Source organism: Rickettsia rickettsii (assembly GCF_001951015.1).
In the GTDB taxonomy this organism is placed as follows: domain Bacteria; phylum Pseudomonadota; class Alphaproteobacteria; order Rickettsiales; family Rickettsiaceae; genus Rickettsia; species Rickettsia rickettsii.
This window is the reverse complement of record NZ_CP018914.1, coordinates 728,093-752,987: the sequence shown is the minus strand read 5'-3', so window position 1 is coordinate 752,987 and position 24,895 is coordinate 728,093. Positions and strand designations below refer to the sequence as shown.

The window sequence follows — 24,895 nt, the reverse complement described above, 5'->3', positions numbered from 1 at the left end:
AATAGTATTATTAATTAACTTATTATCATATATAACATAAGCTCTTTCGCTATAGTATATTTACCCGTCCTGGGCTTTCCTATTAAATAGATAATATTTTAGAGGCAATTTCTATAGCCCTTCACTTTGAGTTATCGAACCAAGTATTATAGAAGTTTCTACAAGATTCAAAAACATCATATTGTCCACTCTGTAATCTTACAAAATCTTCCGTTAAGAAGAGGTTGTCAGTTCTAGTGTTTAATCGTTCTTCAACCGGACAAAAGATTCCTTAAAAAGGTTATTTTGTAACCATTTAGATATTTAAGATAAAATTTAGCAAGTTCTTGAGCATCCAGACCATCTAGTGCCGTATCGATTACAATATTAAAATTTTTATCTAATAATGCTTTTGCGGTTGTAAGCAATATCAACGCAACAATTTTTCTTCTTGCTAACCTATTATTATTAAAACGACCTTTTAGTCTATCATCATTGTTTTCAGTGCCGGCCTCATTTTCTGCAAACTTAAATTCTGTAGGAAAAATCGTACTATAAAACGCTCCGACTTGATCAATTTGTAAATGAATAAATTTATTATTAGATTGCCTACAAATTTCTTTGGCTATTGTTGTTTTACCTACACAAGAAGGACCGTTGATTATTATAACTTGATTCATATTTAACTAATCTCAATTATGATATAATAAATCGTCCCACAAGTAATTTTTAGAAAAAATATATTTATGTATAAACTTATCACAGTAGTTTATTTACTTTTAAATCTTTCTTCCAGTGCCTTATCTAAAAGCCAAATATGTTCTTTTTCAAGTATTTCATAACGTAATTGTTCTTTTTCTTTATCTATAATATGCTTCGATTTAACATGATCTTTGATGAAAATTGCATCACGATAACTATTAAATATTTTCATAAAATCATTTAAAATTTTAACTTCACTATATAATTATGCACTTAAGTAATAACTCCATTAGGCTTATGCGTTGCACACATTATAGCGAGTGGAAAGAATACCATCGCATACGAGCTGAACAAATCTTTGATACTATAAACGTAAAATATGATTCTAACCATACAACTATAACGGCAGAGAATCATTATCATTTTGTGTTATATAAAAGAGTTAAAATCGTTGCAACTGCTCATATAGAATTTTTCAATGAAAATGAATTGGCACTAAGGTCACTTGCAGTAGATAGGCCTTATCAAAACCAAGGATTCGGTAAATATACAATGAAGCTTGCGGTTTTAAACCATTATTTAATTTAAAGCCACAAAACTATGAATTTAATATGGTGTATATGGTTAAGAATCTAGAATCTAACAAATCCTCTACAAAATTTAATTCTGCTTGAGCAAGACGCACGGGGCTATGGTTTTGATTGGCCGGATCATGAGATGATTTTAGAGCAGGCAATAGATGAATGTAGAGAGATAAAAGAAGCTATGGACGATGCCGAACCACCGGAAAGAGTACAAGAAGAAATAGGGGATTTGCTCCATACGGCGATTTCGTTGTGTATTTTTTCAGGGTTGTATGTTGAGACAACGCTTAGCAAGACAAATGAAAAATTTGAGAAACGTATGAGAGCAATAAAAATGCTTACCAAAAAGCATAACCTGCTAAATCTGCAAGGACAATCAGTAGAATTTATGCTGAAGCTTTGGAAAGAAGCAAAAGAGATCACTAAAAATGTTAAACCCTAAAAGTATTCTTAAATTAATAATCTTTCTTAGTATATTTTTACTTACTTTATACGGAGTAAATTTTGCTTTGCATTGGCAATAATCCCGACGTAAATAATGAAGTAGCTGATGATATAGGAATTTGTTTATATAAAAATGCTCATAAAAGCCTACAGGTTAATTCTATGGGAATAGCATTTAATATTTCCTATACCCCAAATGCTGAAAAAGACTGTTTTAATACATCTTTCCCTATTATTCATACTAAAACAGATGCAAAACATAATACTTGGCTTCACATAGTTCGCACTGATTGGCTCGGATAAGGAATTACAAGATTTTATAGACGGTGATATAAAACTCAATTACCCATTTTACACTTTAGAACAAGATTTTTATGATTCTCCTTTATGGTACTACACACTTTTCTCTAAACCTTTATCTTACTGGATCGGTCACGTTTATGCCATTAAAATTGATCATGAGCGTAAAACAATAAAAGTTATAGGCGGTATCAAATGGGGGTTTAAGCTCTCGTATTTTCCCATTAAGCCGAGAATGATTTTACCATCGCCGCTTAGTTTAGAATACTAGCAAGAGGATTGGAATATTTTTACAGAAGAATTAAAAGGATATACAACGCATTAAACTATCACTCAAATATGATCTCTTTAAGATTTTTGAGAAATTTATTATTTACTCAAGTGGCATAATACGCTCAAAATATTTATCCCTTATTCCTAAAAACAAATCAAAAAAAGTAGAGCTAACTGCACTTTGTAAACGGCAACACTTTATTTTAGAATTTTTTATTGTCCACTTCTCCCCAAGTGCTTTACTTACTTTTTTATGTATATTATTTATAATTATACTATACTAACGATGTTATCTGCATCATATTCATCGTCTTTCAATGAGATATAATATATTCATATTTAGCAATTTGATGCCATATATCACTGACTTCTTTTTTCCATGATGAAGACCATTCGCCTTTAACTATATTTCGCACAGAATTTAAATATTCTTTTTTTCTTCAATATCCATATTTAGGCAAAAGATCCCATAACACTTTGTTTGGATCATAGTCTGTTAATGCTTTTTCTTGATTGAATTTGAAGGGATCAAGACTGTTTGTTAAAGGATTAATTAATACAAAATCTCTACGACCTAGATGTCCCTACAATATGATCATTTAAATCTTCGTCCGGTGTTAAACTCGGTACAGAATATCCCCTTTTAAATCTGGCTTTACAAATTCAAGGTCTTCAGCAGCAGAATGTTCTACTACACTTAATAAATATAAAGCATATTTTAGAGTTAATTCTTCAATTGGCGGAGCTTTAATATTTTTATACAAAAATGTATCTATTAAAATATGTCTTTTTGCTTCTTCTTCAGTTTGTTTTTGCTGTTTTATAGATTTCTTACAATTATCACATGAACAACTAGAGTTATTGTTATGATTACATATAGGACCCAATAGAGCAAAACTCGTTTCTGCATAAAAATAGCTATAATAATTTCTACTCTTTAGCTTAATAACTAAATTTGTATCTCGGTAGTATTTACAGAATAATTTATGATGCGTAACAAGCGGAAATCAACTAACTAAACTATTGGGAGATACATTACATTCAATTCTTCTAATTGAGCTATTTTCTCATAGTTATAATAACGTTTTATTAAATCTTTGATTTGTTCTTCTGTTAAATGTGATAAATCTTTATGAGTCATAACTTAATATAAATTAATTGATTCTTAGGTATATAATTGTAACTTATAAAATTACAGCTGTAATAAAAAAACAATATAAATATACAACTATTTTTATTATAAAAGTAAAAATAGAAATTAAAAGACTATCAATATGAGGTAATTAGTAAACGATAAGCTTTGTAAAAAGCTTTTAGACTTTATAAATGTAATAACAAATGCATATGAAACTTTTAAATACTCGACAGTGGAAACCTTGATTACTATTGGGCTTTCCGGTTCGATAAACTACAAAAATTGGCTAACTGTCCAGACTAGAGCATGGTAAGTTAGTATTACAGAAAAAAGATATTGTTGTTTAGGTAAAGTTGATGGTAATATTTTAACAGTCCGTTTTACATTCCGAGATAATCATATAAGAATTTTTAGAGCAGGATACTGGTGCAAAGGTAAGAGAATTTATGCGCAAGAGAATAAAATACACTGATGGGGAAATAGGGGAAGTAAAAATAGTAAAAGATTTCTTGCCGCACCCTAGAGAACTTTTATTAAAAGATGATTCAGTAAAAGTAACCATGTCTTGAAGTAAAGAGAGCGTAGAATTTTTTAAATCAGAAGCAGCAACTGCACATGTTTCTTTACTAGATAAATATACTAAGTATATAAAGAAAATAAACGAGCATAACATACTCTTCTGCTTTTAAGAATTGCTCTTTGTTATCTGCATGAATTCACGTACTCACTTATTAAGTATAAACTGTACACACTCACCATTTGATAACAAATTCAATTCTTGAAATCATGCGAGTATACAATAAACTGAACTGGCGGAGAGAGGGGGATTCGAACCCCCGACACGTTGCCGTGAACACGCTTTCCAGGCGTGCGCCTTAAACCACTCGGCCATCTCTCCCAAATTTTTAGCATTGCCTGTATGGCTTCCTATGTCATTCTCACAAGGTATTGATGTTGTTGCATAGAGTAAAAAGCCTACTCGATATCATCCCAGCGGAAGCGAGGATCCCAAAAAATAAACCTATAACAACAAGTTTTTTATAGGTTTTACTGGATTCCCGGTTTCTCGCGGGAATGACATAAAACAATCTATGCCACAAAGCCTTTAGTCGCTTGCAATGACTACTCGGGTATCCATACGACAAAGCTAAGACTTATTCTGAGAAAAAATATTATTAGCTTCTTCTAGCTCATTTTTAGTATTAACACCAACAATTAAATCATGATCAGTAGATAATAAATATGAAACTTTTTCACCGTGATTTTTACATATTTTTACTATTTCAGTTAAATAAACTTCCTTATGACCGTTAGTATTAGTAGCAAATAAAGGTAAGTATTTATTTAAAATTTCGCTACTGAAAGCCATAATACCTGAATTACAAAGCTTTATGTTTTTCTCTTCTGCGCTTGCATTTTTATGTTCGATTATCTCTAAAAATTCACCATTTTTATCAGTAGATATTCTCCCATATTGAACCGGATTTGCGCTCTCAAAGCTTAAAGTCACTAATGCAGAATTAGTAAGGCTTAAATAAGCTATTAATTCATGCATAAGTTTTGGAGTAATAAGAGGATGATCAGCGTACAAAACTAATATTGTTTTATTTTTATTAATTAAATCTATTGCTGCATAAGTAGCATGAGCTGTGCCTTTAGGTTCTGCTTGCAGTACAAAGCGACACATATTTTCATAGGGCATTAAATGTTTTTTAAGTTCTTCTGAATACACTATAATTACATCATTTGTAACGTTAAGCGAATTCTTTAATACCGTTTCAAGCATTGGAACTCCACCGACTTGATGCATTACTTTCGGTAAATCGGACTCCATTCTAGTACCTTTACCGGCTGCTAAAATAATTATTTGATAATTTGCATCGTTATAAGTCATGGTTCTCCTTGTATTATTTCGTAAACATCATCAGATAACTCATAATTCCCAAAAACTCTTTGCACATCATCGCTTTCTTCTAAAACTTCCACAAGCTTTAGTAATTTTGCGGCTTTTTCCTTATCATCTATAATTATTGTATTTAATGGGATCCAGCCTATATACGAATCTTCAGGTATGCCGTATTTGCCAGTGAAAAAGTCTAGCACTTTAGAGAAATTTTCAACATCCGTATAGATTGTATGGGTGGTATCATCGGATATAATATCATGCCCCCCGGCCTCTATGACTGCCTCTAAAACATCTTCATTAGATGCTATATTTATTGGATACTGAATAACTCCGCAATGGTTGAATAAATAATTGACACTACCGGTTTCGCCTAAACTCCCACCATATTTAGTAAAACTAGAGCGTACTTCTGCAGCAGTGCGGTTTTTATTATCGGTTAAAGCTTCAACTATTATAGCAATACCATTCGGTGCATAACCTTCATATCTAATTTCCGTATAATTTTCGTTATTAGAAGACTCATTAGCACTATTAAGAGCTTTATCTATTCTTTCTTTAGGGAGATTTTGACTACGTGCAGCGGTTAAAGCATTTCTAAGACGTGGATTATTTTCAGGGTTATTAGAAGAACCGGTTTTAGCTGCAGTAACTATTTCACGAATTAATTTAGTGAAAACTTTTGCTCTTTTTTTATCTTGAGCCCCTTTACGATGCTGAATATTTTTGAACTTTGAATGACCGGCCATATTTATTTCTTTTCTTTCAAAAGTAGTATTATATACTCTGAAGTAAAATGAAAAGTAATATACGAAGATCAACTGGAAAAAGAGCAAGGAGTCTGCAAACCGAGGAGCGGAGCATATAATAAACACTCAGCATCCGAGGACTTACAAAGACGACGTAGCTAATTTTCAAGTTCATCGAGTATATTTTTTTCTCCACAAATGATTAATTAACCTTGTTTTGCTTTAAATCTTTTATTCTTTTTATTTATTACAAAAATTTTGCCTCTTCTTTTAACGATCTGACAATCTTTATCACGTTTTTTTAACGATTTTAATGAGCTAACAACTTTCATAAAATATACTTTTACATTTAATTTGGATTGATAATAAACATGTTTATTTAATCAGTCAATTAGGTTCTGTACTCTTGTAATAGAATAATCATAATTATGGCCATTTTTAGTTGCAAATTATAAGATTTTTTTGAAATATGAATAACTATTTCTGCAAAAATCTTATTAATTTTTGCTAAAAAACATCTCAAAATTATAATCATTAATCAAAAATGTACAGGACCTAACAATTTAAAGCATTTTTAAAAAATACCATGTTTCGTGGTTTTTAACTATAAATTTAACCAATAATTACCAAGGGATCAAATTATGAATCAATATTCATTATATAACTTTACTCAAGAAACCATAAATGAAATCAAGCAAAATGGAAGAGAATGGAGTTTAAACAAACCATATTATGATGAATTGCTTGTTGAATTACCGAAATTAGTTCAAAAATTTGATCTATCTGAAATAATTACAAAAGTAGATTATAGATTATCCAGGTAAACATGTATCCATATTTAATGCAGTAGGGGAGCTAGCATCATATGCTCAACTTGCTAAATGGGCTGAGAATGCTATATTAAAGATGAGCAGCAAGGTGAAAATGAAAAAGCTAATAATCAAGGAAAGCTATAAAAGCAGTATTAGAGCATGCTAAAACATCAGGTATAGATTATTTAATAAGAGGCTGGGAAAATAATAAAGGGGCAGCACAAGGCAATCAGATACTGAAACTTCTTTTAAACAAAGTGAAACAAAATATTGACTTAAGTATAGATGAACTGAAGATAGCTAAAATCATAATAGACGAAGCAAATAAAGGAGGATACGGCTTATACGCTATTCCAAATAATTATAAAAATAATGAAAATGCAAAACATGCAGCTAACGAACATAAAAAATGGTATGAAAGCGTAATTAAAGATGATGATTTTCAATGTTAAGCTTTAAGCTATAGTGTGGATACAAGCTCTATATTGCAAGAAAAAGATCTAATTGATCTATCTGAGGATGATTCTACTATATCTCCAGAAATGTCAAAGGAACAAAATAATCTTAACGATCAACAACTTGCAGCTTTGGTTTATCAAGCAACTGCTCACGCTAACAGAGAGGAAATACCACATATACAACCTTCTACTAGTTCTAATAGAGGAGAGAGCGGTACAGAAGATACTATTTTAGGTATGCAAGCTAAGGATTTAGTAACATTAATTAATTTCGGAGTTCAAGCTTTAGATGGGACTACTAATCCTCAAGATGCTCAAGGTAGCACTGCTGAAGACTTTATAACACAAGTAAGTAATCTTTTGCAAGCGACAGGAGGCGATATTAATAATTTGTTGGATATGGTACCCGATATATTAGGTAATCCTCAAAACACTAATGATGCTGCTTGGGATTTAGATTAAATCCTTACCTCTTACATGCTATAACTTCCCTTGCTTCGTAAGATAAGTTATGGTAGGCTAGTTTATCTTATTGTAACTCAAGTTATTTTAGCGTTGCCAGTATGGTTTGGGAATTATGCCAAAATTGTTATTGCGAGCGACTACAAGGAGCGTGGCAATCCAGCAAAACGATAAAAAAATTCTGTAAATCAGAATTGTTTACTGGACTGCTTCGTCAATTACTCTGTAATTTTCCTCTCAATGACGTTAAAACCATGCTACTCCTATTATTATCCTTTATCCTCTTCTCTAAGCCGGCTATTGCCGATCCTGAAATAGCTGAATCCTTTAAATGTTCAAAACTTTTTCCTTACTTTGAAAAAAAATTTAATATCCCATCTAATACGTTACATTCAATAGCTTTAAAAGAATCGGGGAAAAAACATACAACACGTAAAATTACATTAGTATGGCCTTGGACAGTAAATGTTGAAGGAAAAGGCTATTATTTTAACACAAAAAGAGAAGCCGTAAGTTTTGTTAGAGTAGAGCTTATAAAAGGGCGAGAGAGTATTGATATCGGATGCATGCAGATTAACTTAAGGCATCATTTAGGGGCTTTTAATTCCCTTGAACAGGCATTTGATCCAAATAATAACATTCGTTACGGTGCAGAATTTTTGCGTTCAAAATATGATCAGCTAGGGAGCTGGCACAAGGCGATAGCTCATTATCATTCGGCTACACATTCTTTAGGGTTTAAATATAAACAAGATGTAGTTAAAATAGCAAGTAATATGGCTCTTTATAAAGCATCCTTACATAGTTATCTAAATAATAATGAAGGGGCTTTAGAAGATACAATTCCAGTAAATAATAACAAAGTTCAAAAAAAATCACTTTTTAGTGGCAATAAAAGATACAGAAGTAGTATTATGATACCGGTTCCTGCTAAAATTAATTAATTCTATGAATATTAAATTAATTACATGTTTTTTAATATTAGTAAGTGCGGTAAAAGTAAATGCCGATTTTAACAATATTCAAGATAATTTTGAATATCAGGAAGAGCAATTAATAATAGAATTACCTTGGAGCGATTGTACCGAAATTCATAAATTATTAGAGGAAAAATTATCTTTTTCAGAACAGCAAATAAAAAAAGAAAATAAAATTCGTGAGAAATATAAACAATTTTATTTAAAACATAATAATCCTACTAATTTTTCTATGCAATTTCTTGAGAAAAAATCTGAGACTAATGGAGTAGAAACTTTAATATCAGGTTTTTTAAAATTTTGTGAAGATAATTTTCAAACTAGTAAAAGTAAATCTAATTCCCTAAATTATTATATTAAAAAACAACAAGACCAATGGTTTAATGATATAAGAAATGAGAATTACAAAATATATTATAGAAAAAAATACGAAGATAATATCTTGAGAAATAATTAATTAAGGCAACTATATATCTTGTATAACCTAAATTGTTTCGATAATTTTATATAAAATTGTGTTAGTATAGTTAAGTGTTAGATTTTAAAAGTGTTGTTGATTTATTCGAAAAATTACCTACTGAACAAAAGTGCATAATTATTTTACTGATATACGTTGGGCTAACGTAGCTTATTGTCCGTATTGCGGCAACCAAAAGATTTTTCATTATGCAGATGGAACGAATCACAAATGTTAGGCATGTAAAAAGCGTTTTAGTATCAAAATTGGCACAATTTTTGAAAATAGTAAGATTTCTTTAAAGAAATGGTTTACAGCAGTTTTACAAGTTACTACGCAAAAAAAAGTTTATCATCGTTACAGCTTTCAAGAGATATTAATGTTACCCAAACAACTGCATGGTTTATGCTTCATAGGATTAGAGAAGTGACTAAACTAGAAAGTTTTAGTATTCCTTTAAAAAGCACTGTAGAAATAGATGAGACGTATATTGTTGGTAAAGAAAAGAACAAACATCAAAATAAAAAAACTAAAAGTACACAAGGTGGCAGCACAAAGACAACAACCGTTGTAATCGGCATGATAGAGAGAAACGGTAACGCTAAGGTTCAAGTTATAACAAAAGTTAATTCAAAGACCATAGAAAAAGTTGCAATAAATAATATTCTAATAGGGTCAACTATTTTATCTGATGAATGGGGAGCTTACAAGGTATTAGAAAAGTTATATAATCATGAATATATAAATCACGACTTAGGTAAATATATAAGAGAGTCTGTGTCCACAAACACGATAGAAAGCTTTTGGGCGTTGTTTAAGCGTGGTATAATCGGACTCTTAATTCTATTAGAAAAAAAACACATAGAGAGATATTTAAACGAGTTTGTATTTAGGTACAACCATAAAAACTATAATGTAAGAAATATGTTTAATGCTATACTTTTAAATACAGGTAATTATTTATTTTATAAAGCCTTGGTAGGTCGGTATGAAACTCAAGGTAGTTAAAAACGGAGAATTATCTTTTAACGAGGTTTTAGCAATGATAGGTCAAGCTCAGTTAAAAATTAATTCTCCAGAGATTGCAGAAGACAAAATCCCTAAACCATTTATAAAATTTATAAAATGGACAGGGGAAAAAGAAGCCTTATCAAAGAGTTGTGCTTACGCTTATCTGCTAGTTACAATAATCATTATGAGCCTTTAGGAGGAGCACTTTTTTTTGCACTCGTTCCAGACAAAGCTATTGTATCAGATATAAACTTAGATTTCATACAAGGCAGTTAAGGATGAAGCTCGAGCATTAGTTGAGCTGTTAGCTAAGCATAAAGCTAATCACTCTCAAGATTATTACTATGCTGTTAGAAAGAACGCAAATAGCGATAACCCTATTGAGATAGCAACACGTTTCATATACCTTAACAAGACTTTTGTTATAATGGTCTTTATAGAGTAAATAGCAAAGGAGAGTGCAAAGTCCCGATGGGAGCTTATATGAATCCTAATATTCTGGATAAGGATAACATACTTGCTTGCGTGTAGTAAAGCTTTACAAAATGTTGAAATAATATATCCGGATTTTAGCAATATTGCGCCTCAGCCTAAAGATTTCGTTTATATAGACCTGTCATATCAACCTATTAATAATACTTCATTTACAAAATATACAAAGCTTGGCTTTACAGAGGCAGATCAGGTTAAGCTTTATGAAAAATGCAGAGCATTACATAAGAAAGGTGTGAATTTACATCTTAGGTAAATAAAAAGAAAATATAGGTTATACAAGTATATAATTCCCTTAATTTATTTCAGTACTTGATTAATGTATACTCACTGTTAATATACAGGGTTATTTATGTTAAAGAATTTTATATTAGTATTGTTGTGTATAAGTAGTTATAAATCTCTAGGAGAATCTAATAAGACCGAGAACAATGTTTCAGCGATAGAAAGAAAAAAAGTTTCTAGTAATGATAAACAACTAAAACCTGTCTACTTAGAGCATTTTGATCTAACTTCGGATTTAAATCCTACAGAAAAAAGCCTGTTGAGTTTAGAATCTTTATCACCTAATAATAACAATACGAAACCTATAATTGTAGATATTCAGGAGAATTTTGAAGGGCTAGATAGAGTTAAAGGGGATGATATTCGCACTGCAAGACAGAGAGAACTTGTTCAAAATAGTTTGCTAGGAGATTTTTTAGGGGGTTTTATTTCTCGACCGCCACCAACAATTTTAGGAGAGAAAATTCAAGATAGGAGAAGATTATATATTCAACAGACTAAAGCTAAAAAATCACCGAAATAATTCAGTAGAGGCGATAAGTAACAGCTTATTTATCAAGCATGCAGCTAATGATATAATAAGTCGATTAGGGATGATTGATAAGGATTTTTCGGAGATTCTAGAAATATCGGCTAAATGCGGTTATCTTACGAGCTTATTAAAAAATGCTTATCGAAGTGCCGATATTACCGTAACAGATATGTCGCCTTTATTGCTTGATTCTTTTGAGCATAATCATAAATTATTAATCGATGATGAAGATTTAGCATTGCCAAAGGGCTCTTTTGATTTAATTATTTATTCATTAGGGTTACACTGGATAAATGATGTACAACGCTTTTTATCTAATATAAGAATATTTTTAAAGTCTGACGGTATTTTTATCGGTAATTTTGTCGGAGGAAATAGCTTAAAGAATTTACGTAAATCCTTAATAGATGCCGAAATAGCAAGTGATTTTAAGCACTCTCCTCATATTGCTCCTTTTATTCATTTTGCTCATGTTCCGATTTTATTTTCGCAAGCAAGATTTGCCGAAGTAATTGTGGACTATGAAAATATAGAGCTAAAATTTGATAATCCTTTAGCTTTAATGAGAGAAATAAAAAATATAGGTGAGGCAAATTCACTAAATGCTAGTCATAATTATGCTATTTCTAAAAAGATGTTTTCTTTACTACAAAATTATAAAAACGGCTTTGAAGATAATATTCATTTAATTAGTTTTATTGCTTCACCAAATAAGAATAGTATAAGATTAAAGTTGTTATAAAGGTGATAGTGGTGTATTTTAGCAGTATTACATCATTGCGAGGAAATTATGTAAGTAATTGACAAAGCAATCTCAGGATATTTGACAAGATTGCCACGCAGCCTAGGGCTGCTTGCAATGACGATCCAACAATTTATTAAGGTCAAACAAATATGCAAGAATTTGATTTAGTGGTAATAGGTAGCGGTCCAGCCGGTTATACAGGCAGTATTAGGGCTGCTCAACTTGGTATGAAAGTAGCGTGTATTGAGAAAAGCGATACTCTTGGCGGCACTTGTTTAAATATAGGATGCATACCATCGAAAGCTTTACTTAATTCTTCCGAAAAATATGAAGCAGCTCTAAAACATTTTGAGAATATAGGTATTACTGCGGATGTAAAACTAGACTTACAAAAAATGCTAGCTAATAAAGATAAAGTAGTTCTTGATCTCACAAAAGGTATAGAAAGTCTCTTTGCCAAAAACAAAGTTACTAGGATAAAAGGTGAAGCTAAAATTAGTTCTAGTAATATCGTTGAAGTAAATAAAGAGCAAATTAAAGCCAAAAATATCCTAATTACTACAGGTTCCAGCGTCATAGAAATACCGAATATCAAAATAGACGAAGAATTTATTGTTTCATCTACCGGTGCTTTGAAACTTTCTAAAGTACCTGAGAACTTAATAGTAGTAGGCGGAGGGTATATAGGCTTAGAACTTGGTTCAGTTTGGCGTCGTTTGGGAGCTAAAGTAACGGTTATTGAGTATGCACCGAGCATTGTACCTATGCTTGATAAAGAAATTGCTACACAATTTATGAAACTACAGCAAAAACAAGGTATAGAGTTTAAACTGAATACTAAAGTGCTATCTGCTGAAGTAAAGTCAGGAAAAGTAAATCTAACAATAGAGGAGGACGGTAAGAGTTCAGTAGTAACAAGCGATGTTGTGTTGATGGCGGTAGGCAGAAAAGCCTATACGCAAAATCTAGGGCTTGAGTCTGTCGGTATTATTACGGATAAGCAAGGTAGCATTGAGATTAATGACCAGTTCCAAACAGCAGTTTCCAATATTTATGCAGTCGGTGATGTGGTAAAAGGAGCTATGCTTGCTCATAAAGCCGAGGAAGAGGCTGTAGCTGCCGTAGAAATTATGGCAGGGCAGGCAGGACATGTTAACTATAACTTAATTCCAAGCGTAATATATACTTATCCTGAAGTAGCAAGCGTCGGTGAAACGGAAGAACAGCTAAAAGAAAAAGGCATTAATTATAAAGTCGGTAAGTTTCCGTTTTTAGCAAATAGTAGAGCAAGAGCAATCGGTAGTACGGAAGGTATGGTTAAGATCCTTGCCGATAGTAAAACCGATAGGGTTTTAGGAGCTCATATTATAGGAGCTGATGCAGGTACATTAATTGCCGCGCTTACGGCTTATATGGAATTCGGAGCAGCTTCAGAAGATATAGCAAGAACATGCCACGCTCACCCAACTTTAAGCGAGGCTATAAAAGAGGCAGCACTTAGTGTAGATAAGAGGACTATTAATATTTGATATATTTCTACGTCATTGCAAGGAAAAACTGTAAGTTTTGACGAAGCAATCTCAAGCGTCCTGCTTTATGAGATTGCCACGCTCCTTGCAGTCGCGGCGTTGTTGCATGGCTTGAAAACCAGTTCGGTGTCATACCATGGTTTGACCACGGTATCCAGTAAAACCACTCACAATACTAATAATATTAGTATTTGTAACTAGATCCCACGAACAAGTCGTGGGATGACAGAGATGAAGCGCGCCATACCACAAGGCTTTCAGTCGCTCGCAATGACGAATTTAAGGATATTTATGACCAAACAAGAGCTGCGTCTTTATTTCAAAGAATTTTTAATAAAAAACCAAGATAAGATTAATTCCGATTTAGTCAAAAACTCTCTAATCAATAAAATTAGCCGGTTATTACAGGAGTTAAAAGTAAAGACAGTAGGACTTTACTTTCCTCTAAAATACGAAATTAACTTACTTGAAATAACAAACTTACATCCTGAAATAAGATTCTTCCTACCGAAAATCATAAAAAATGAGATAAAATATTGTTCTTATCATTATAACGATCAATTGGCTTTAGGGGCTTTTAAAACCTATGAACCTATAAATAATGATTTTTTTATTCCTGAGTTAGTTATTATCCCAGGACTTGCGTTTAGTAAGGAGGGTTATAGACTTGGATACGGCCAAGGACATTTTGACCGATATCTTAATAATAACCGAAATATATTAACCGCCGGAGTTTGTTTAAAAGAACAATTAATAGATAATTTTCTGATTGAATCTCATGATCGTAAGCTTAAATTTATGATTTCGGTATAATAACCTTAACTTTTTATTGTATAAAATATTAATTTATATTTAATTATAACAATCAACTTAGGGTAAAATGGTTGATATAATAAAAAAATTGTCGTATTGATCGGTGTACCTTTTGCTTTTTTTGCACAAGCAGTTGGAGAGTGGCTAGAAACAGGACAAATATCCGGCGATACTCAGACTGGAGATATTTGCTTTCAATTAGCATTAGTAGGGACACTTAGCCCAGGCCTTTAGTAACTTGCCTGATTATGTATACAACGAATATGTCAAAGTAGTACAAGATAGTGAGATATAAGTTACATTAGTTGGCTAATTTTTTCTATTCATAATAGGCTACAAGTTATTCGATTTATAGCTTTTTTCTTATAAGTTATTACACAAACTTATTATTTCATCTTTATATTTTTGTTTGCGTAAATATTTGCTTTTTAAATTTAGATTTTTAAAATCCTTATGATTTAATGGCGGGTATTTACTAAGCTTTATTAAATCTTCATCTAAAATAAAATGCTTACGAGGAATATTTATAGTTTGTGCATTCTCTTCACGATAAGCTGCAAGCATTTGAATTTTGTGATTAAAACTCTTATCATCACTTCCATATTTTATTTTTTTCCAAGCATCTTTCGGCTCAACCTTATAATTTCTCACATCTAATAAAGCACTAAGAGTAGTTTGATATTTATTAGTTAAATTATTTCTAACAATTATATTATTTAACTCTTTATATATCTTATACAAATACTCCACGTCTAACATTGCATAATTTAACATATCACTAGTAATAGGGCGTTTTAGCCAGTGAGATTTTTGGTGGGTTTTATCGATAGTAATACCGATTAGCTTATAGCAAAGGTCATCATAGCTTAGCTGTTTACCGAATCCGCAAATATTTGCTGCAATTTGTATATCAAAAACATTAGCAGGTAGTGTTTTAAATAAATTATAGAAAATCTCTAAATCTTCACGAGGAGCATGAAATATTTTAGTAATATTATTATCTGCAAGCAGCTTATTAAAAATATTCAGATCTAAATTGCTTAATGCATCAATTATTCCGCAATATTCTTCTGCTTTAACTTGAATTATACTAAGCTGAGCATAATAAGTATAGCGACGCTCAAATTCCGTATCTATGCTTAAGCATGCCTTATTTGCTAACCGGTTACAAAATTCTTCTAATATTTTTTGATTATCGATAATTTGCATAGAAGCTATTTATAAAGCTCCGATAATTTTTAAGAAAAGATTAGTATGAGATAACGACAGCACCACTTCAAGACCGATTAAAATAATAATAATCCACTCAAGTTTGGTGGAATGTTTATAATTAAGATCGTTTGAAAGAATGTCTAAAAGCTCGTGAATCATATTAAGACGATGATTCATTATATTTTGCCGTATTTCTATGTCTTGAAACTCTGCTGTCATGAGATATAGAGGCTCATAACTCGGACGACGCCAAAAAAATTCTGGAGTATCGAATATATCGCTATGCAAACTGATTGAATAACGCTCGTTAAATAATATACCTATTTGCTGTAATATCTCCTTTTTAGAAAGCGATACGCTACCGGTTCTAGCTAGTTCCTGTTGTATAGGGGTTGTTTGAACAATCAAGTTACTAACAGATTGCTCAAGAACGCTAAGTTTAACCGATTGTGCAAGAGCATGGGAAATAGAAAGTTTAACAAAAACTGATTTATCTGCTAAGATTATTTTATTTTTTTCTTCATCAATAAATGTTTTCTTGACTTCCGTATTATATTCAAAATAAATATAATCGGATACCGGCTCTTTAAGCTTATTTACTGGTACTAAATCAGTATCGCTTAAAACTATTTTTTCTTGAATTTCATCGCCGCCCCAAATAGTTACACAACCAAACGGAAAGAAAAATATCTCTATAAAATCAGAATCTTTATTTATCTCTTTCCGAATATATAAAACATCGTCAAAATGTTGAGGTTCAAGACCAATCTTTTTTAAATTAGTCACTAGATCACTCATCTTATATTCGGAAGCAGTACAGTAAGATGAACATCTCATGATTATTAAGTTTAATTTATATAAATTTAGAGTATAGTAGTTAGGAACCTATAAAGTCAATAATATTATAATTATGTATGAAATATTAAGTAATAGAGAAGTTATCAAAATAATAGGTTTCGATTCCGTAAAGTTCCTACAAAATCTCATTACTAACGATATTTGTAAGAGTATAGTCAATTCAGTTGAATTCGGATACAAGGAGCGAGGAGCGAAGCCTATAATAATAGGCGAGACGACGAGTAACGCAGTAGGCGAGTCCAAATCAATTGACTATAATTATTGCTATACTTATTTGCTTAATAATCAAGGAAGATATTTATTTGATTTTTTCGTGTATGTTCATAACCCTGAAGAAATTTACCTTGATATTGATAAAAGTAATAAAGCTGCTTTGATAGAGTATTTAAACTTCTATAAATTTCGCTCAAAAATACAAGTAATAGATTGTAGTAACGAATATAAAGTTATCTACTCACTTCAAAAATTAGATATAGACTCGCTAATTACGGTTCGTGATCCTCGTTATGCTAAGCTTGGTTTCCGCTCAATAAATAAGCTCGATGTCATACCGCTGTGCGGTATCCAGACAATAATTAAAAAAGACTGGATCCCGTGGTCAAGCCACAGGGTGATAGAGGGGGAACCGCCCCCCTCAACAACATCTCCCCGTGAAAACGGGAATCCAATATACCTAGAAGATAAATATAATTTTGCAATAATAGATGGTGTGGAAGATTTAATCACAGATAAATCTATTCCAAATATGTATGGTGCTGAGGAGTTAAATGCAATTAGTTTTGATAAAGGTTGTTATGTCGGGCAGGAAGTGATTTCAAGGGCTAAATATCAAGGAGTTATAAGAAAAAAGATATATAAAATTACAGCAGATGAAGATTTATCTTCATTAGTTAAAGATGCAGAAATACTCGCAGATAACAATAAAATCGGCGTAATATGCTCAAGTTATCACAATAAAGCAATCGCCTTAATCAGAGAAGAAAAATATCTTGCCGATAAAGAAGCTGATGTTACCGTTAAAGGGATTAAAATCAACTTATCTCTCGCACCTTGGTATTAAATAATAGTTAATTTTTTAATAATTACTTGACATTTATCAAGTTTTCATGTATTATTATAATTAGACACAAACCATATTTCATGGTATTTTTTATAAAAAATTAATATAAATTGGAGACTTTTATGTATACATCTTTTCAATTATTAACTTTAGGAAACATAAAATTAATACCGGCTATATTAAGCAGAACTAATGTTAACAACAAACTTAATATTTTTGAAGCTCTTTGTAGTTTAATACCTCAACAATAAGATTAGAATGTTAAAAATGTTTTAGAAAATATTGCTGTACAGATATTAAACAGAATGATCCTCATCCCTGACACTAATTGGGATAAGAAAGATACAAACGGTAATACTATACTTGAATGGGGTATTTGGAGTAATAGCTCCAATGTTATTGATGTATTTCATCATAACCCTGCACTTATGGCAAAATTTGTTTCAACTGAGAAAGCACAAATTCATAATTTTTTCCGTGTTGCTATGGAGTCGCATATTTCTGATGATTTCCGTAAGACACAAATTGAAAAATTTACACAATTAGGTTTAGATATTAATGATCTTGGTCAAGATAATCATATTGCTTTATATTCTACAATAAATATCCGCTTATTACTAATAATCCGAGTAATCAAAATATAAGTTTATTTCAAACTCAAATGGATAAATATTATAAAATAATTGAGAATCTAGTGAAATTTGGTGTTAATCCTTCGCTTGAAGCAAATAATATATTAAATTTATTAGCTACCGGTACTTTACAAATACAAAATACAATATCTAAAATGTCTGATAACGGTCATAAATATTTAGCTCAAGCAGGTTTTAAAACTTTAATAATGAATGTAAAGGAATTAGTAGAAAAAACATTAGGAAAGTGTAACCTTGAAAATTCTACCGGCGGTAATAATATGATTGCTACGCTTGGTAATATAATATGGTCTATTAAACAAGATATTTCAAAAGCATCCGGTCAAGCAAAAACATTGTTAATCAACAATTTTAAAGAACTGAAATCTTTAGCTGAGCCTATAATAGAAAAAATAGTAAAACTTCTTAGAAAAATGCATAAAAATACGCATACAAAACCTGATGTAAATTTCTATGATAAGAGTGGTAAAACACCACTTGATTGGTATAGCGATTATAACGCTACTAAAATCGTAGAAACTTTAATAAAAAATGGCGGTAATGTAAATCTTCAGTGTACTCAAGATGCAGCTGCTCCTAGCCATAGATTATTTTTAAATAATTCAAAAGTATAATGCTAGCAACCCAAAACTGCCAACTCTAAAAGCATTATTAAATAAAGGAAACAAGCCACAGTTTGATCCAAGTATCAAGATGGTAGGTAATAAAAACGGCAGCAGATGTATGAGAAGAGAAAAAAACAGCTATAGTTGATGACAATGATTGTCATAATGCACTTGATGAGTACACAACTTGGTATAATAACGATTATACTGTAGCATCATTAGGTCAGGGCAGTAGCAGTTTAATCTTTATGAATAAAAATGAGTGTTGTATTTCATTCCTAGCTAAAAGCGGCCTTATTGCATGGCTCGTTTATGTCATGTCCGCAGAAGCAGGAATTTCAGCATAAAGCGAGCTTTAAAAAAAATCTTTTAAAAAGTTTTGAAGTACTGGATTCCCGCCTCCGCGGGAATGACATCGAGTCTTATGACACCCATGTGTATTCGTAGGAATGACATACTTTTTTAACTCCACAAAAATATTGTTTGTTTCTTTTTTTATCTTTATTATTATTTGCATAGAAAATCCCTATAACTTAAATCTATGCCAAATATAGATCTCCTTATTTTTACTAGCTTTTTAGCGATTAATTTGCTAGTTGGACTTCTAAATATCACAAATATAAAAAATATTTGCGAATATGCGATAGGAACAAGGAATTTTTCTACAGGTACAATAGTCGCAACTCTTATTGCTACTTGGATCAGTACTAGTACTTTTTTAATCGATAATTCAAGAATATATACGGACGGATTATTGTACTTATTACCTAGTATATTCGGTAGCGTTATATTATTATTGTCTCAAGATCCGGTAGTTAACACCAATGAATTGTTTTTACGAATCATTAAAAGTTATATAGGATTTAAGGGGTTAATAGTCGGCGTTATTATGGCAATGATAATCGCAAGTACAAACTCTTATATTAACGTTGCAGTGGTAACTTTTACTAATGACATAATTAAAAAAGCTTCATTAAATTATAATTATATAACCGCAATTACTATAGGATTAATAGGTTTTATTATATCGCTCTACACTAAAGATTTAATAAATCTATTTTTATTATTGACTAGCATCTATTTACCGCTAATCACTTTGCCGTTAATTTTGTTAATATACGGTTTTAAATCAAGTGCTAAAAGTTTTTTTATCGTTATGATTACTGCAATATTAACTATTATATTGTGGCAAATATTTTCTTTAAGAGCAGTTCTAGGTATTTATCCGATACTATCCGCAACTATTGTAAATTTACTCTTTTTTCTTGGAAGCCATTATATTTTAAAGCAACCCGGAGGGTTTAGTTCTTTAAAAGAGCCGCTAACCGTTAAAATAATCAGGCAAGAGAGAGAAAGAAAAGGTTTGACTTTATTTCGTGATCTTAAGAATTTTAACATCTTTAAATATTGGGAAAGTACCCTACCAAATCAAGAAATTACTTATAGTTATGTCGGTATATTTATTTTAATATCGATGTTCTCATCTTTATATATCACATCAGGTAGCAGAATAATGAACCATTTGGAGATATATAATATTATTTACCATACCACACTTATAACTGCTGCAATATTAATTACTTATCCTTTATGGTCTTTAAAGTTTCAAAAGAATTATATTATATCTTTATCTTGGTTTGTGGCTACTTTCGTTATATTAATATTTTTCGGTAGTTTACTTGTTATATCAAGTTAGTTTTGATCAACTGCAATTAATGTGTTTGATAATTAACCTACTTATAGTTGCAACGATATTCAGGTGGCAAGCTACTTTACTACTTATGACCGTTACGTTTGCTAGTATAGAGCTTTATAAATATTTTATGGATGAGAAGTTATTAATTAGCATAGGTAGTTTTCAATTCAAGGTAGTATATTCCTAACCTTATTTAGTAGCCTTTTAATAGTATGCTTAAAACCAAGGCAGGAGCAAGAAAAATTAGTTAACCTAAAAAATACTCCTTTAGGTAATAGAGTTAATTATAGAGAGCAGGAATTAGAGAAGTTACTTGATTTGAAACATGAGTTCTTACGTAATATAAACCATGAAATCAATACGCCGCTAACCGGTATTATTAGCCTTGGTGAAACCTTATGGGCTAATTATGATAAATTTAATGAAGATCAGCGTCGCAATGCAGTAGAGGTTATAGCTAAAAGCTCTATTAAATTAAATAGCTTGATAAATAATATTCTAGATTTTTCAAAATTATCCAGTCTTAATGATGCACTCAATAAAAAAGATATAAACTCAAGCGAATTGCTACATGAAAGGATTAAAATATGTAAGAAATTATATCTAAACGGCAAAATCTTAAATTTTGTATCTGATATTGAAAAGAATATAATAATTATATTCTTTTCAATTTTAACTGTGATCCTCATTATATTAAACACACATTCGATAATCTAATAATAAATGCTATCAGCTATTGTAGTGAGGGAATAATAAAAATTGATCTACACATGCAAGAAAATAATATCTTGTTTTATAGTATAAAAGACGATGGAATAGGAGTACTGAAAGAGGAATTGCAGAGTATATTCGGTGTATTTGTCGTAAGCTCTAAAACACGTACGGCAGGAGGTAGATGAGTAGGACTTGCATTATGTAAGAAAGTAATAGAACTGCACGCCGGAAAAATTTGGGCAGAAAACGATAAACAGGGAAAGACTACTTTTATTTTTACGATGCCTTTGTAATTGAAAATGTCATTCCGTTGAGCACAGGAATACAGTACTGTTTGCTGTCATACCGTGCCCCGCCACGGTATCCAAAAAACAACTTATAACACGCATTTTTTAACATTTTTACCGGATACCGTGGCAGGGCCACGGTATTACATTATTATGAAAAAAATTATTTTTAATAAACAACAAGATTTTATATCAATTATAGAACCGGCGTCAAGCTGTCTAGATGCACAAGATAAATTAAAGGAAGCTATTAAAATACTAGCGTTGCATGGTTTTAAAACTTTAGTAGATGATAAGATTTTTTCAGGTGATGCATTGCCTTTTTTCGCTGCTTCTAAAGAGGAAAGGTTAAGAATGTTTGAAGCTATGGAAAATGAACAGGTTAAAATAATTTGGGCTTTTCGTGGCGGATGTGGATGCAGTGAATTTGTAGAAGATTGTTTTAATATAGAACCAAAAGGGGATAAAGTCCTGATAGGCTATAGCGATATTACCGTTTTGCATTTATTACTAAATAACCATTATAATATCCCAACTATTCACGGTTCAGTGTTAACTTCGTTACTACCGCCTACTAATCAGGATATTATGCCTATAATAAATGTTCTTAAAGGAGAAAAGAGTGAAATACAACTTATACCTATAAAGAAAATTAGTGAGGAAAATATAACAGGTACAATAACAGGCGGGAATTTAACGGTTTTAACTCAATTGATTAGTACTGGTTTGCAAATTCATTCTCATTCCTATGCTTCTTTATGTCATTCCCGCGGAAGCGGGAATCCAGAAAAAATAATACTGGATCCCCGTTTCCACGGGGATGACAATAAAATTCTATTGCTTGAAGACGTTAATGAAAAAGCCTATGCCGTACATCGTAATCTAGTTCAATTAAAAAATACCGGTATATTTGAATGCATAAAGGCAATAATCTTTGGTGATTTTACTAAAGGGGATGAGTTTGTAGAACAAGCTATAAAAAGTTTTTATTTAAATCATATTCAAAATATTGGAACTTATAAAGCAGCAGGAATAGCGCATGGAGAAGTAAATCATCCAGTTATTATGAATCATGAAGTAATTATAAACAGTAATGTTTTAAGTTTTACTAGCCCTTTTGAAATAGTAGAAAACAAATGACAAATTCTATCAGAATAGGTACAAGAAAAAGTCCACTTGCTTTAATACACACTAATTTAGTTATTCAGCAAATCAAACAATTTTTTCCTGATATCAATTGTGAAATAGTGCCGATTATTACTAGCGGGGATTTAATCCAAAATAAACCATTATACGATATAGGTGGTAAAGCTTTATTTTTAAAGGAAATAGAGCAAGCCTTGCTTGATAAAAAAATTGACTTAGCTGTTCATTCTTTAAAAGATGTACCGGGTAGAATACCTGAACCGCTAGTAATAGCTGCTGTTTTAGAACGTGAAGACCCCAGAGATGTTTTTGTTTGTCTAAAATATAAATCTATAGAAGAGCTGCCGCAAAATGCCGTAATAGGTAGCTCGGCAGTACGAAGAAAAGCATTTATCCAAAAAATAAGACCGGATTTAAAGGTAACGGTTTTTAGAGGGAATGTTGATTCAAGAATAAAAAAGCTAATGACCGGCGAAGTTGACGCAACAATTTTAGCATATACAGGTCTTAAAAGGTTAGAGGTGTTTAATCCGGAGTATTGCCATTTGATAGAGTATTCACAGATGTTACCGTGTATAGGGCAGGGAGTCATTGCAGTTGAGATTAGAAAAGATGATAATGCTATGCTTGAGATATGCAACCAAATTAATCATCTTCCCACTTTTGAGCTCATAAAACCCGAAAGAGCATTTTTAGAGTATCTAGATGCTAATTGCCGCACCCCGATTGCTGCTTATTCACAATATCTAGATGCAAATCCTAGACATCTTTCCAAACTCGCTTATAGGGAGGTATTTGAAGGAAACACAGAAGCACTTGCCACCGCAGCGTACAAAAGCAATCGCACAGATGCGAGTACCGGATTGACGTACAAATTACCCCTAGAAGTAGAGTTTGGGAAGATGTCTAATATACAAACCAATTTTATGCTCGGTAACCTTGATGGCAGTAAAATAACTTTCCATACCGAAACTACCAATATAAAAACTTCAACAGAAGCAGGCATAAAAGCCGCTAAAATGATGTTAGAAGCTATCTGTAAATAAATTTTAATCGATAATTTAATTCTTTTTTGCTGCACATTATAAGATTTTTTTGAAATATGAATAACACCCTATCAAAAATCTTATCAATTTTTGCTAAAAAAGCTCTTTACTTGCTAATTACAATTTATTTACAGATAACCTCTAAAATATCTCAATTTGCAAGATATTATCATGACAATACAAAGATTTTTAGACTTAGAATTATCAAAAGGACAGTCCTGTTTTTTGTGGGGAGCACGTAAAACTGGTAAGTCAACATATCTGAAACAACGTTTTCCGGATATATATAGATTGATTACAAGCTGATATCCTATAAAGTTTACTTTCAAAATCCTAAACGTTTAAGAGAAGAATTGAAGTCAAAAGACGGCATCTCAACTATTATTATTGATGAGGTGCAAAAAATCCCCTTACTGTTATAAGGTTCATTATTTAATAGAATCTAATAAAGCTTTACAATTTATCCTTTGCTGCTCCAGTACTAGGCGCTTAAAATCAACAGGTAGCAATTTACTTGGCAGAAGAGCTTGGAGATATATGTTTTTGCTGCTCTATGCTATTCTGAGATAAAAGAGCTTGATTGGCATAAAATTTTTAATCATGGACTAATACCTGATCATTATATTGCATCAAAAAAGCTTCATAAATATCTTGCGTCCTATTGATATGACTATATTTTACCTGAAGTACAGTTTGTGAAGCAAATTTAAGAAAACGCAAAGCACTTGCAAGGTTTCTAGAGATTATAGGCATTTCAAACGATGAGATGATAAATTATAGTAATATAGCAAGAGATTGCGGTGTTGATGCAAAAACCGTTAGAACATATCTTGAAATATTAGAAGATATATATTTAGGATATCATCTTTATCCGTATAGATCACTTAGCAAAAGGCGAATTATTACGGAAATGCCTAAATTTTACCTTTTCGATACCGCACTTAGCAACTTACCTAAGGAAATATGAATATCAGGA

35 protein-coding genes, 1 tRNA gene and 3 pseudogenes are annotated in these 24,895 nt (G+C 31.4%); 28 read left to right on the top strand and 11 right to left on the bottom strand.

Annotated elements, in window-relative coordinates; translation table 11 throughout:
- Positions 1 to 251 precede the first annotated feature (251 nt).
- Positions 252 to 659, bottom strand: a complete 408-nt coding sequence (locus tag BTU51_RS04565) for a phosphotransferase-like protein (protein WP_012262452.1) — start codon at positions 657 to 659, stop codon at positions 252 to 254.
- Between the two features lie 89 nt (positions 660 to 748).
- Positions 749 to 913, bottom strand: a complete 165-nt coding sequence (locus BTU51_RS08590) for a hypothetical protein (protein WP_012262451.1) — start codon at positions 911 to 913, stop codon at positions 749 to 751.
- 65 nt (positions 914 to 978) lie between these two features.
- Here BTU51_RS08590 and BTU51_RS04560 point away from each other — a divergent pair, with 65 nt between their 5' ends.
- From BTU51_RS04560 to BTU51_RS04550, 3 genes are all read left to right on the top strand, one after another.
- Positions 979 to 1,269 (top strand): GNAT family N-acetyltransferase, encoded by a 291-nt coding sequence (locus BTU51_RS04560; protein WP_012150963.1) that lies wholly within the window; start codon positions 979 to 981, stop codon positions 1,267 to 1,269.
- 129 nt (positions 1,270 to 1,398) lie between these two features.
- Entirely contained in the window at positions 1,399 to 1,707 is a 309-nt protein-coding gene (locus tag BTU51_RS04555) for a MazG nucleotide pyrophosphohydrolase domain-containing protein (protein ID WP_012262449.1), read from the top strand.
- A gap of 62 nt (positions 1,708 to 1,769) precedes the next feature.
- Positions 1,770 to 2,012: a hypothetical protein gene (locus BTU51_RS04550; RefSeq protein WP_012150961.1), complete on the top strand. Its 243-nt coding sequence runs from the start codon at positions 1,770 to 1,772 to the stop codon at positions 2,010 to 2,012.
- A gap of 887 nt (positions 2,013 to 2,899) precedes the next feature.
- Here BTU51_RS04550 and BTU51_RS04540 read toward each other — a convergent pair.
- Together BTU51_RS04540 and BTU51_RS09795 are read right to left on the bottom strand one after the other, a co-directional pair.
- Positions 2,900 to 3,169: a hypothetical protein gene (locus BTU51_RS04540; RefSeq protein WP_012150960.1), complete on the bottom strand. Its 270-nt coding sequence runs from the start codon at positions 3,167 to 3,169 to the stop codon at positions 2,900 to 2,902.
- A gap of 128 nt (positions 3,170 to 3,297) precedes the next feature.
- Positions 3,298 to 3,423, bottom strand: coding sequence for a hypothetical protein (locus BTU51_RS09795; RefSeq protein WP_012262446.1), 126 nt, complete (start codon positions 3,421 to 3,423; stop codon positions 3,298 to 3,300).
- 440 nt (positions 3,424 to 3,863) lie between these two features.
- Here BTU51_RS09795 and BTU51_RS10185 point away from each other — a divergent pair.
- A pseudogene (locus BTU51_RS10185) lies at positions 3,864 to 4,087 on the top strand (CopG family transcriptional regulator).
- A gap of 140 nt (positions 4,088 to 4,227) precedes the next feature.
- Here the strand turns inward: BTU51_RS10185 and BTU51_RS04530 are convergent.
- The 4 genes from BTU51_RS04530 to ykgO all read right to left on the bottom strand — a co-directional run bounded on the left by BTU51_RS04530 (position 4,228) and on the right by ykgO (position 6,401).
- Positions 4,228 to 4,315: transfer RNA gene (locus tag BTU51_RS04530), tRNA-Ser, on the bottom strand.
- A 249-nt stretch (positions 4,316 to 4,564) separates the two neighbouring features.
- Positions 4,565 to 5,311, bottom strand: coding sequence for a sugar phosphate nucleotidyltransferase (locus BTU51_RS04525; protein WP_012150958.1), 747 nt, complete (start codon positions 5,309 to 5,311; stop codon positions 4,565 to 4,567).
- A complete protein-coding gene (locus BTU51_RS04520) occupies positions 5,308 to 6,069 on the bottom strand; it encodes a YebC/PmpR family DNA-binding transcriptional regulator (RefSeq protein ID WP_012150957.1) in 762 nt (253 codons plus the stop codon). Before BTU51_RS04520 ends, BTU51_RS04525 begins: the two co-directional genes overlap by 4 nt.
- A 206-nt stretch (positions 6,070 to 6,275) precedes the next feature.
- Positions 6,276 to 6,401, bottom strand: a complete 126-nt coding sequence (gene ykgO, locus BTU51_RS04510; protein ID WP_004998227.1) for a type B 50S ribosomal protein L36 — start codon at positions 6,399 to 6,401, stop codon at positions 6,276 to 6,278.
- A gap of 309 nt (positions 6,402 to 6,710) precedes the next feature.
- Here ykgO and BTU51_RS04505 point away from each other — a divergent pair, with 309 nt between their 5' ends.
- From BTU51_RS04505 to lpdA, 13 genes and pseudogenes are all read left to right on the top strand, one after another.
- On the top strand, positions 6,711 to 6,893 hold the full coding sequence (locus tag BTU51_RS04505; protein WP_012150956.1) for a hypothetical protein: 183 nt from the start codon (positions 6,711 to 6,713) through the stop codon (positions 6,891 to 6,893).
- Positions 6,894 to 7,138: 245 nt separating this feature from the next.
- A complete protein-coding gene (locus tag BTU51_RS04500; protein ID WP_012150955.1) occupies positions 7,139 to 7,333 on the top strand; it encodes a hypothetical protein in 195 nt (64 codons plus the stop codon).
- Between the two features lie 15 nt (positions 7,334 to 7,348).
- Positions 7,349 to 7,801 carry a hypothetical protein gene (locus BTU51_RS04495; protein ID WP_012262444.1) on the top strand — a complete coding sequence of 151 codons (453 nt, stop codon included), beginning with the start codon at positions 7,349 to 7,351 and terminating at the stop codon, positions 7,799 to 7,801.
- Between the two features lie 101 nt (positions 7,802 to 7,902).
- Entirely contained in the window at positions 7,903 to 8,745 is an 843-nt protein-coding gene (locus tag BTU51_RS04490; RefSeq protein WP_012262443.1) for a lytic transglycosylase domain-containing protein, read from the top strand.
- Positions 8,746 to 8,749: 4 nt separating this feature from the next.
- Entirely contained in the window at positions 8,750 to 9,235 is a 486-nt protein-coding gene (locus tag BTU51_RS04485; protein WP_012150952.1) for a DUF2532 domain-containing protein, read from the top strand.
- A 130-nt stretch (positions 9,236 to 9,365) separates the two neighbouring features.
- A complete protein-coding gene (locus BTU51_RS10180; protein WP_155114716.1) occupies positions 9,366 to 9,473 on the top strand; it encodes a transposase in 108 nt (35 codons plus the stop codon).
- Between the two features lie 68 nt (positions 9,474 to 9,541).
- Positions 9,542 to 10,243: an IS1595 family transposase gene (locus BTU51_RS04475; protein ID WP_012262442.1), complete on the top strand. Its 702-nt coding sequence runs from the start codon at positions 9,542 to 9,544 to the stop codon at positions 10,241 to 10,243.
- On the top strand, positions 10,224 to 10,442 hold the full coding sequence (locus BTU51_RS04470; protein ID WP_012150950.1) for a hypothetical protein: 219 nt from the start codon (positions 10,224 to 10,226) through the stop codon (positions 10,440 to 10,442). The genes BTU51_RS04475 and BTU51_RS04470 overlap by 20 nt, the downstream gene beginning before the upstream one ends.
- A gap of 266 nt (positions 10,443 to 10,708) precedes the next feature.
- Positions 10,709 to 10,777 (top strand): annotated as a pseudogene (locus BTU51_RS10175) (DNA adenine methylase); the annotation flags it as partial.
- Positions 10,764 to 10,994 (top strand): DNA adenine methylase, encoded by a 231-nt coding sequence (locus BTU51_RS08830; RefSeq protein WP_012262441.1) that lies wholly within the window; start codon positions 10,764 to 10,766, stop codon positions 10,992 to 10,994. The pseudogene BTU51_RS10175 and the gene BTU51_RS08830, both read left to right, overlap by 14 nt.
- Positions 10,995 to 11,090: 96 nt before the next feature.
- Positions 11,091 to 11,546, top strand: coding sequence for a hypothetical protein (locus tag BTU51_RS04460; RefSeq protein WP_012150948.1), 456 nt, complete (start codon positions 11,091 to 11,093; stop codon positions 11,544 to 11,546).
- A 31-nt stretch (positions 11,547 to 11,577) separates the two neighbouring features.
- Positions 11,578 to 12,297, top strand: a complete 720-nt coding sequence (locus BTU51_RS04455) for a methyltransferase domain-containing protein (RefSeq protein WP_257786434.1) — start codon at positions 11,578 to 11,580, stop codon at positions 12,295 to 12,297.
- A gap of 152 nt (positions 12,298 to 12,449) precedes the next feature.
- Positions 12,450 to 13,829: a dihydrolipoyl dehydrogenase gene (gene lpdA, locus BTU51_RS04450; protein ID WP_012262440.1), complete on the top strand. Its 1,380-nt coding sequence runs from the start codon at positions 12,450 to 12,452 to the stop codon at positions 13,827 to 13,829.
- 7 nt (positions 13,830 to 13,836) lie between these two features.
- Here the strand turns inward: lpdA and BTU51_RS09785 are convergent, their stop codons facing one another.
- Positions 13,837 to 13,962: a hypothetical protein gene (locus tag BTU51_RS09785; RefSeq protein WP_012262439.1), complete on the bottom strand. Its 126-nt coding sequence runs from the start codon at positions 13,960 to 13,962 to the stop codon at positions 13,837 to 13,839.
- 158 nt (positions 13,963 to 14,120) lie between these two features.
- Between BTU51_RS09785 and BTU51_RS04445 the strand changes: the two genes are divergently transcribed.
- Both BTU51_RS04445 and BTU51_RS07840 read left to right on the top strand, forming a co-directional pair.
- The gene (locus tag BTU51_RS04445; RefSeq protein ID WP_012150945.1) at positions 14,121 to 14,642 is read left to right on the top strand and encodes a 5-formyltetrahydrofolate cyclo-ligase; all 522 of its coding nucleotides are present in this window, start codon (positions 14,121 to 14,123) and stop codon (positions 14,640 to 14,642) included.
- 96 nt (positions 14,643 to 14,738) lie between these two features.
- The gene (locus BTU51_RS07840; RefSeq protein ID WP_012150944.1) at positions 14,739 to 14,876 is read left to right on the top strand and encodes a hypothetical protein; all 138 of its coding nucleotides are present in this window, start codon (positions 14,739 to 14,741) and stop codon (positions 14,874 to 14,876) included.
- 129 nt (positions 14,877 to 15,005) lie between these two features.
- Here the strand turns inward: BTU51_RS07840 and BTU51_RS04440 are convergent, their stop codons facing one another.
- A complete protein-coding gene (locus BTU51_RS04440; RefSeq protein ID WP_012150943.1) occupies positions 15,006 to 15,851 on the bottom strand; it encodes a ribonuclease D in 846 nt (281 codons plus the stop codon).
- 9 nt (positions 15,852 to 15,860) lie between these two features.
- Positions 15,861 to 16,652: an RMD1 family protein gene (locus tag BTU51_RS04435; protein ID WP_012150942.1), complete on the bottom strand. Its 792-nt coding sequence runs from the start codon at positions 16,650 to 16,652 to the stop codon at positions 15,861 to 15,863.
- Positions 16,653 to 16,764: 112 nt separating this feature from the next.
- On the opposite strand from BTU51_RS04435, the gene ygfZ reads away from it, so the two are divergent.
- The 9 genes and pseudogenes from ygfZ to BTU51_RS04380 all read left to right on the top strand — a co-directional run bounded on the left by ygfZ (position 16,765) and on the right by BTU51_RS04380 (position 24,886).
- On the top strand, positions 16,765 to 17,772 hold the full coding sequence (ygfZ, locus tag BTU51_RS04430) for a CAF17-like 4Fe-4S cluster assembly/insertion protein YgfZ (RefSeq protein ID WP_012262436.1): 1,008 nt from the start codon (positions 16,765 to 16,767) through the stop codon (positions 17,770 to 17,772).
- A gap of 305 nt (positions 17,773 to 18,077) precedes the next feature.
- The gene (locus tag BTU51_RS04425) at positions 18,078 to 18,416 is read left to right on the top strand and encodes a hypothetical protein (RefSeq protein ID WP_012150940.1); all 339 of its coding nucleotides are present in this window, start codon (positions 18,078 to 18,080) and stop codon (positions 18,414 to 18,416) included.
- Between the two features lie 17 nt (positions 18,417 to 18,433).
- Positions 18,434 to 19,039, top strand: coding sequence for an ankyrin repeat domain-containing protein (locus tag BTU51_RS04420; RefSeq protein ID WP_012150939.1), 606 nt, complete (start codon positions 18,434 to 18,436; stop codon positions 19,037 to 19,039).
- Positions 19,040 to 19,571: 532 nt separating this feature from the next.
- The gene (locus tag BTU51_RS08825) at positions 19,572 to 20,726 is read left to right on the top strand and encodes an SLC5/6 family protein (RefSeq protein WP_230453536.1); all 1,155 of its coding nucleotides are present in this window, start codon (positions 19,572 to 19,574) and stop codon (positions 20,724 to 20,726) included.
- Positions 20,727 to 21,044: 318 nt separating this feature from the next.
- A complete protein-coding gene (locus BTU51_RS08820) occupies positions 21,045 to 21,443 on the top strand; it encodes a sensor histidine kinase (protein ID WP_012150938.1) in 399 nt (132 codons plus the stop codon).
- Positions 21,386 to 21,733 (top strand): annotated as a pseudogene (locus tag BTU51_RS09275) (sensor histidine kinase). The gene BTU51_RS08820 and the pseudogene BTU51_RS09275 overlap by 58 nt, the downstream one beginning before the upstream one ends.
- A 147-nt stretch (positions 21,734 to 21,880) precedes the next feature.
- Positions 21,881 to 22,867, top strand: a complete 987-nt coding sequence (locus tag BTU51_RS04390; protein ID WP_012150936.1) for an LD-carboxypeptidase — start codon at positions 21,881 to 21,883, stop codon at positions 22,865 to 22,867.
- A complete protein-coding gene (gene hemC, locus BTU51_RS04385) occupies positions 22,864 to 23,919 on the top strand; it encodes a hydroxymethylbilane synthase (RefSeq protein ID WP_012150935.1) in 1,056 nt (351 codons plus the stop codon). Before BTU51_RS04390 ends, hemC begins: the two co-directional genes overlap by 4 nt.
- A gap of 751 nt (positions 23,920 to 24,670) precedes the next feature.
- The gene (locus tag BTU51_RS04380) at positions 24,671 to 24,886 is read left to right on the top strand and encodes a DUF4143 domain-containing protein (RefSeq protein WP_410526368.1); all 216 of its coding nucleotides are present in this window, start codon (positions 24,671 to 24,673) and stop codon (positions 24,884 to 24,886) included.
- The last annotated feature ends 9 nt before the right edge of the window (positions 24,887 to 24,895 follow it).

Bases quoted from the DNA above. Each gene is read 5' to 3' on its own strand.
- BTU51_RS04565 (WP_012262452.1), bottom strand. From the start codon at position 659: ATGAATCAAGTTATAATAATCAACGGTCCTTCTTGTGTAGGTAAAACA.
- BTU51_RS08590 (WP_012262451.1), bottom strand. From the start codon at position 913: ATGAAAATATTTAATAGTTATCGTGATGCAATTTTCATCAAAGATCAT.
- BTU51_RS04560 (WP_012150963.1), top strand. From the start codon at position 979: ATGCGTTGCACACATTATAGCGAGTGGAAAGAATACCATCGCATACGA.
- BTU51_RS04555 (WP_012262449.1), top strand. From the start codon at position 1,399: ATGATTTTAGAGCAGGCAATAGATGAATGTAGAGAGATAAAAGAAGCT.
- BTU51_RS09795 (WP_012262446.1), bottom strand. From the start codon at position 3,423: ATGACTCATAAAGATTTATCACATTTAACAGAAGAACAAATCAAAGAT.
- BTU51_RS04525 (WP_012150958.1), bottom strand. From the start codon at position 5,311: ATGACTTATAACGATGCAAATTATCAAATAATTATTTTAGCAGCCGGT.
- BTU51_RS04520 (WP_012150957.1), bottom strand. From the start codon at position 6,069: ATGGCCGGTCATTCAAAGTTCAAAAATATTCAGCATCGTAAAGGGGCT.
- ykgO (WP_004998227.1), bottom strand. From the start codon at position 6,401: ATGAAAGTTGTTAGCTCATTAAAATCGTTAAAAAAACGTGATAAAGAT.
- BTU51_RS04505 (WP_012150956.1), top strand. From the start codon at position 6,711: ATGAATCAATATTCATTATATAACTTTACTCAAGAAACCATAAATGAA.
- BTU51_RS04490 (WP_012262443.1), top strand. From the start codon at position 7,903: ATGGTTTGGGAATTATGCCAAAATTGTTATTGCGAGCGACTACAAGGA.
- BTU51_RS04485 (WP_012150952.1), top strand. From the start codon at position 8,750: ATGAATATTAAATTAATTACATGTTTTTTAATATTAGTAAGTGCGGTA.
- BTU51_RS04475 (WP_012262442.1), top strand. From the start codon at position 9,542: ATGGTTTACAGCAGTTTTACAAGTTACTACGCAAAAAAAAGTTTATCA.
- BTU51_RS04470 (WP_012150950.1), top strand. From the start codon at position 10,224: ATGAAACTCAAGGTAGTTAAAAACGGAGAATTATCTTTTAACGAGGTT.
- BTU51_RS04460 (WP_012150948.1), top strand. From the start codon at position 11,091: ATGTTAAAGAATTTTATATTAGTATTGTTGTGTATAAGTAGTTATAAA.
- lpdA (WP_012262440.1), top strand. From the start codon at position 12,450: ATGCAAGAATTTGATTTAGTGGTAATAGGTAGCGGTCCAGCCGGTTAT.
- BTU51_RS09785 (WP_012262439.1), bottom strand. From the start codon at position 13,962: ATGACACCGAACTGGTTTTCAAGCCATGCAACAACGCCGCGACTGCAA.
- BTU51_RS04445 (WP_012150945.1), top strand. From the start codon at position 14,121: ATGACCAAACAAGAGCTGCGTCTTTATTTCAAAGAATTTTTAATAAAA.
- BTU51_RS04440 (WP_012150943.1), bottom strand. From the start codon at position 15,851: ATGCAAATTATCGATAATCAAAAAATATTAGAAGAATTTTGTAACCGG.
- BTU51_RS04435 (WP_012150942.1), bottom strand. From the start codon at position 16,652: ATGAGTGATCTAGTGACTAATTTAAAAAAGATTGGTCTTGAACCTCAA.
- ygfZ (WP_012262436.1), top strand. From the start codon at position 16,765: ATGTATGAAATATTAAGTAATAGAGAAGTTATCAAAATAATAGGTTTC.
- BTU51_RS04425 (WP_012150940.1), top strand. From the start codon at position 18,078: ATGATCCTCATCCCTGACACTAATTGGGATAAGAAAGATACAAACGGT.
- BTU51_RS04420 (WP_012150939.1), top strand. From the start codon at position 18,434: ATGGATAAATATTATAAAATAATTGAGAATCTAGTGAAATTTGGTGTT.
- BTU51_RS08825 (WP_230453536.1), top strand. From the start codon at position 19,572: ATGCCAAATATAGATCTCCTTATTTTTACTAGCTTTTTAGCGATTAAT.
- BTU51_RS04390 (WP_012150936.1), top strand. From the start codon at position 21,881: ATGAAAAAAATTATTTTTAATAAACAACAAGATTTTATATCAATTATA.
- hemC (WP_012150935.1), top strand. From the start codon at position 22,864: ATGACAAATTCTATCAGAATAGGTACAAGAAAAAGTCCACTTGCTTTA.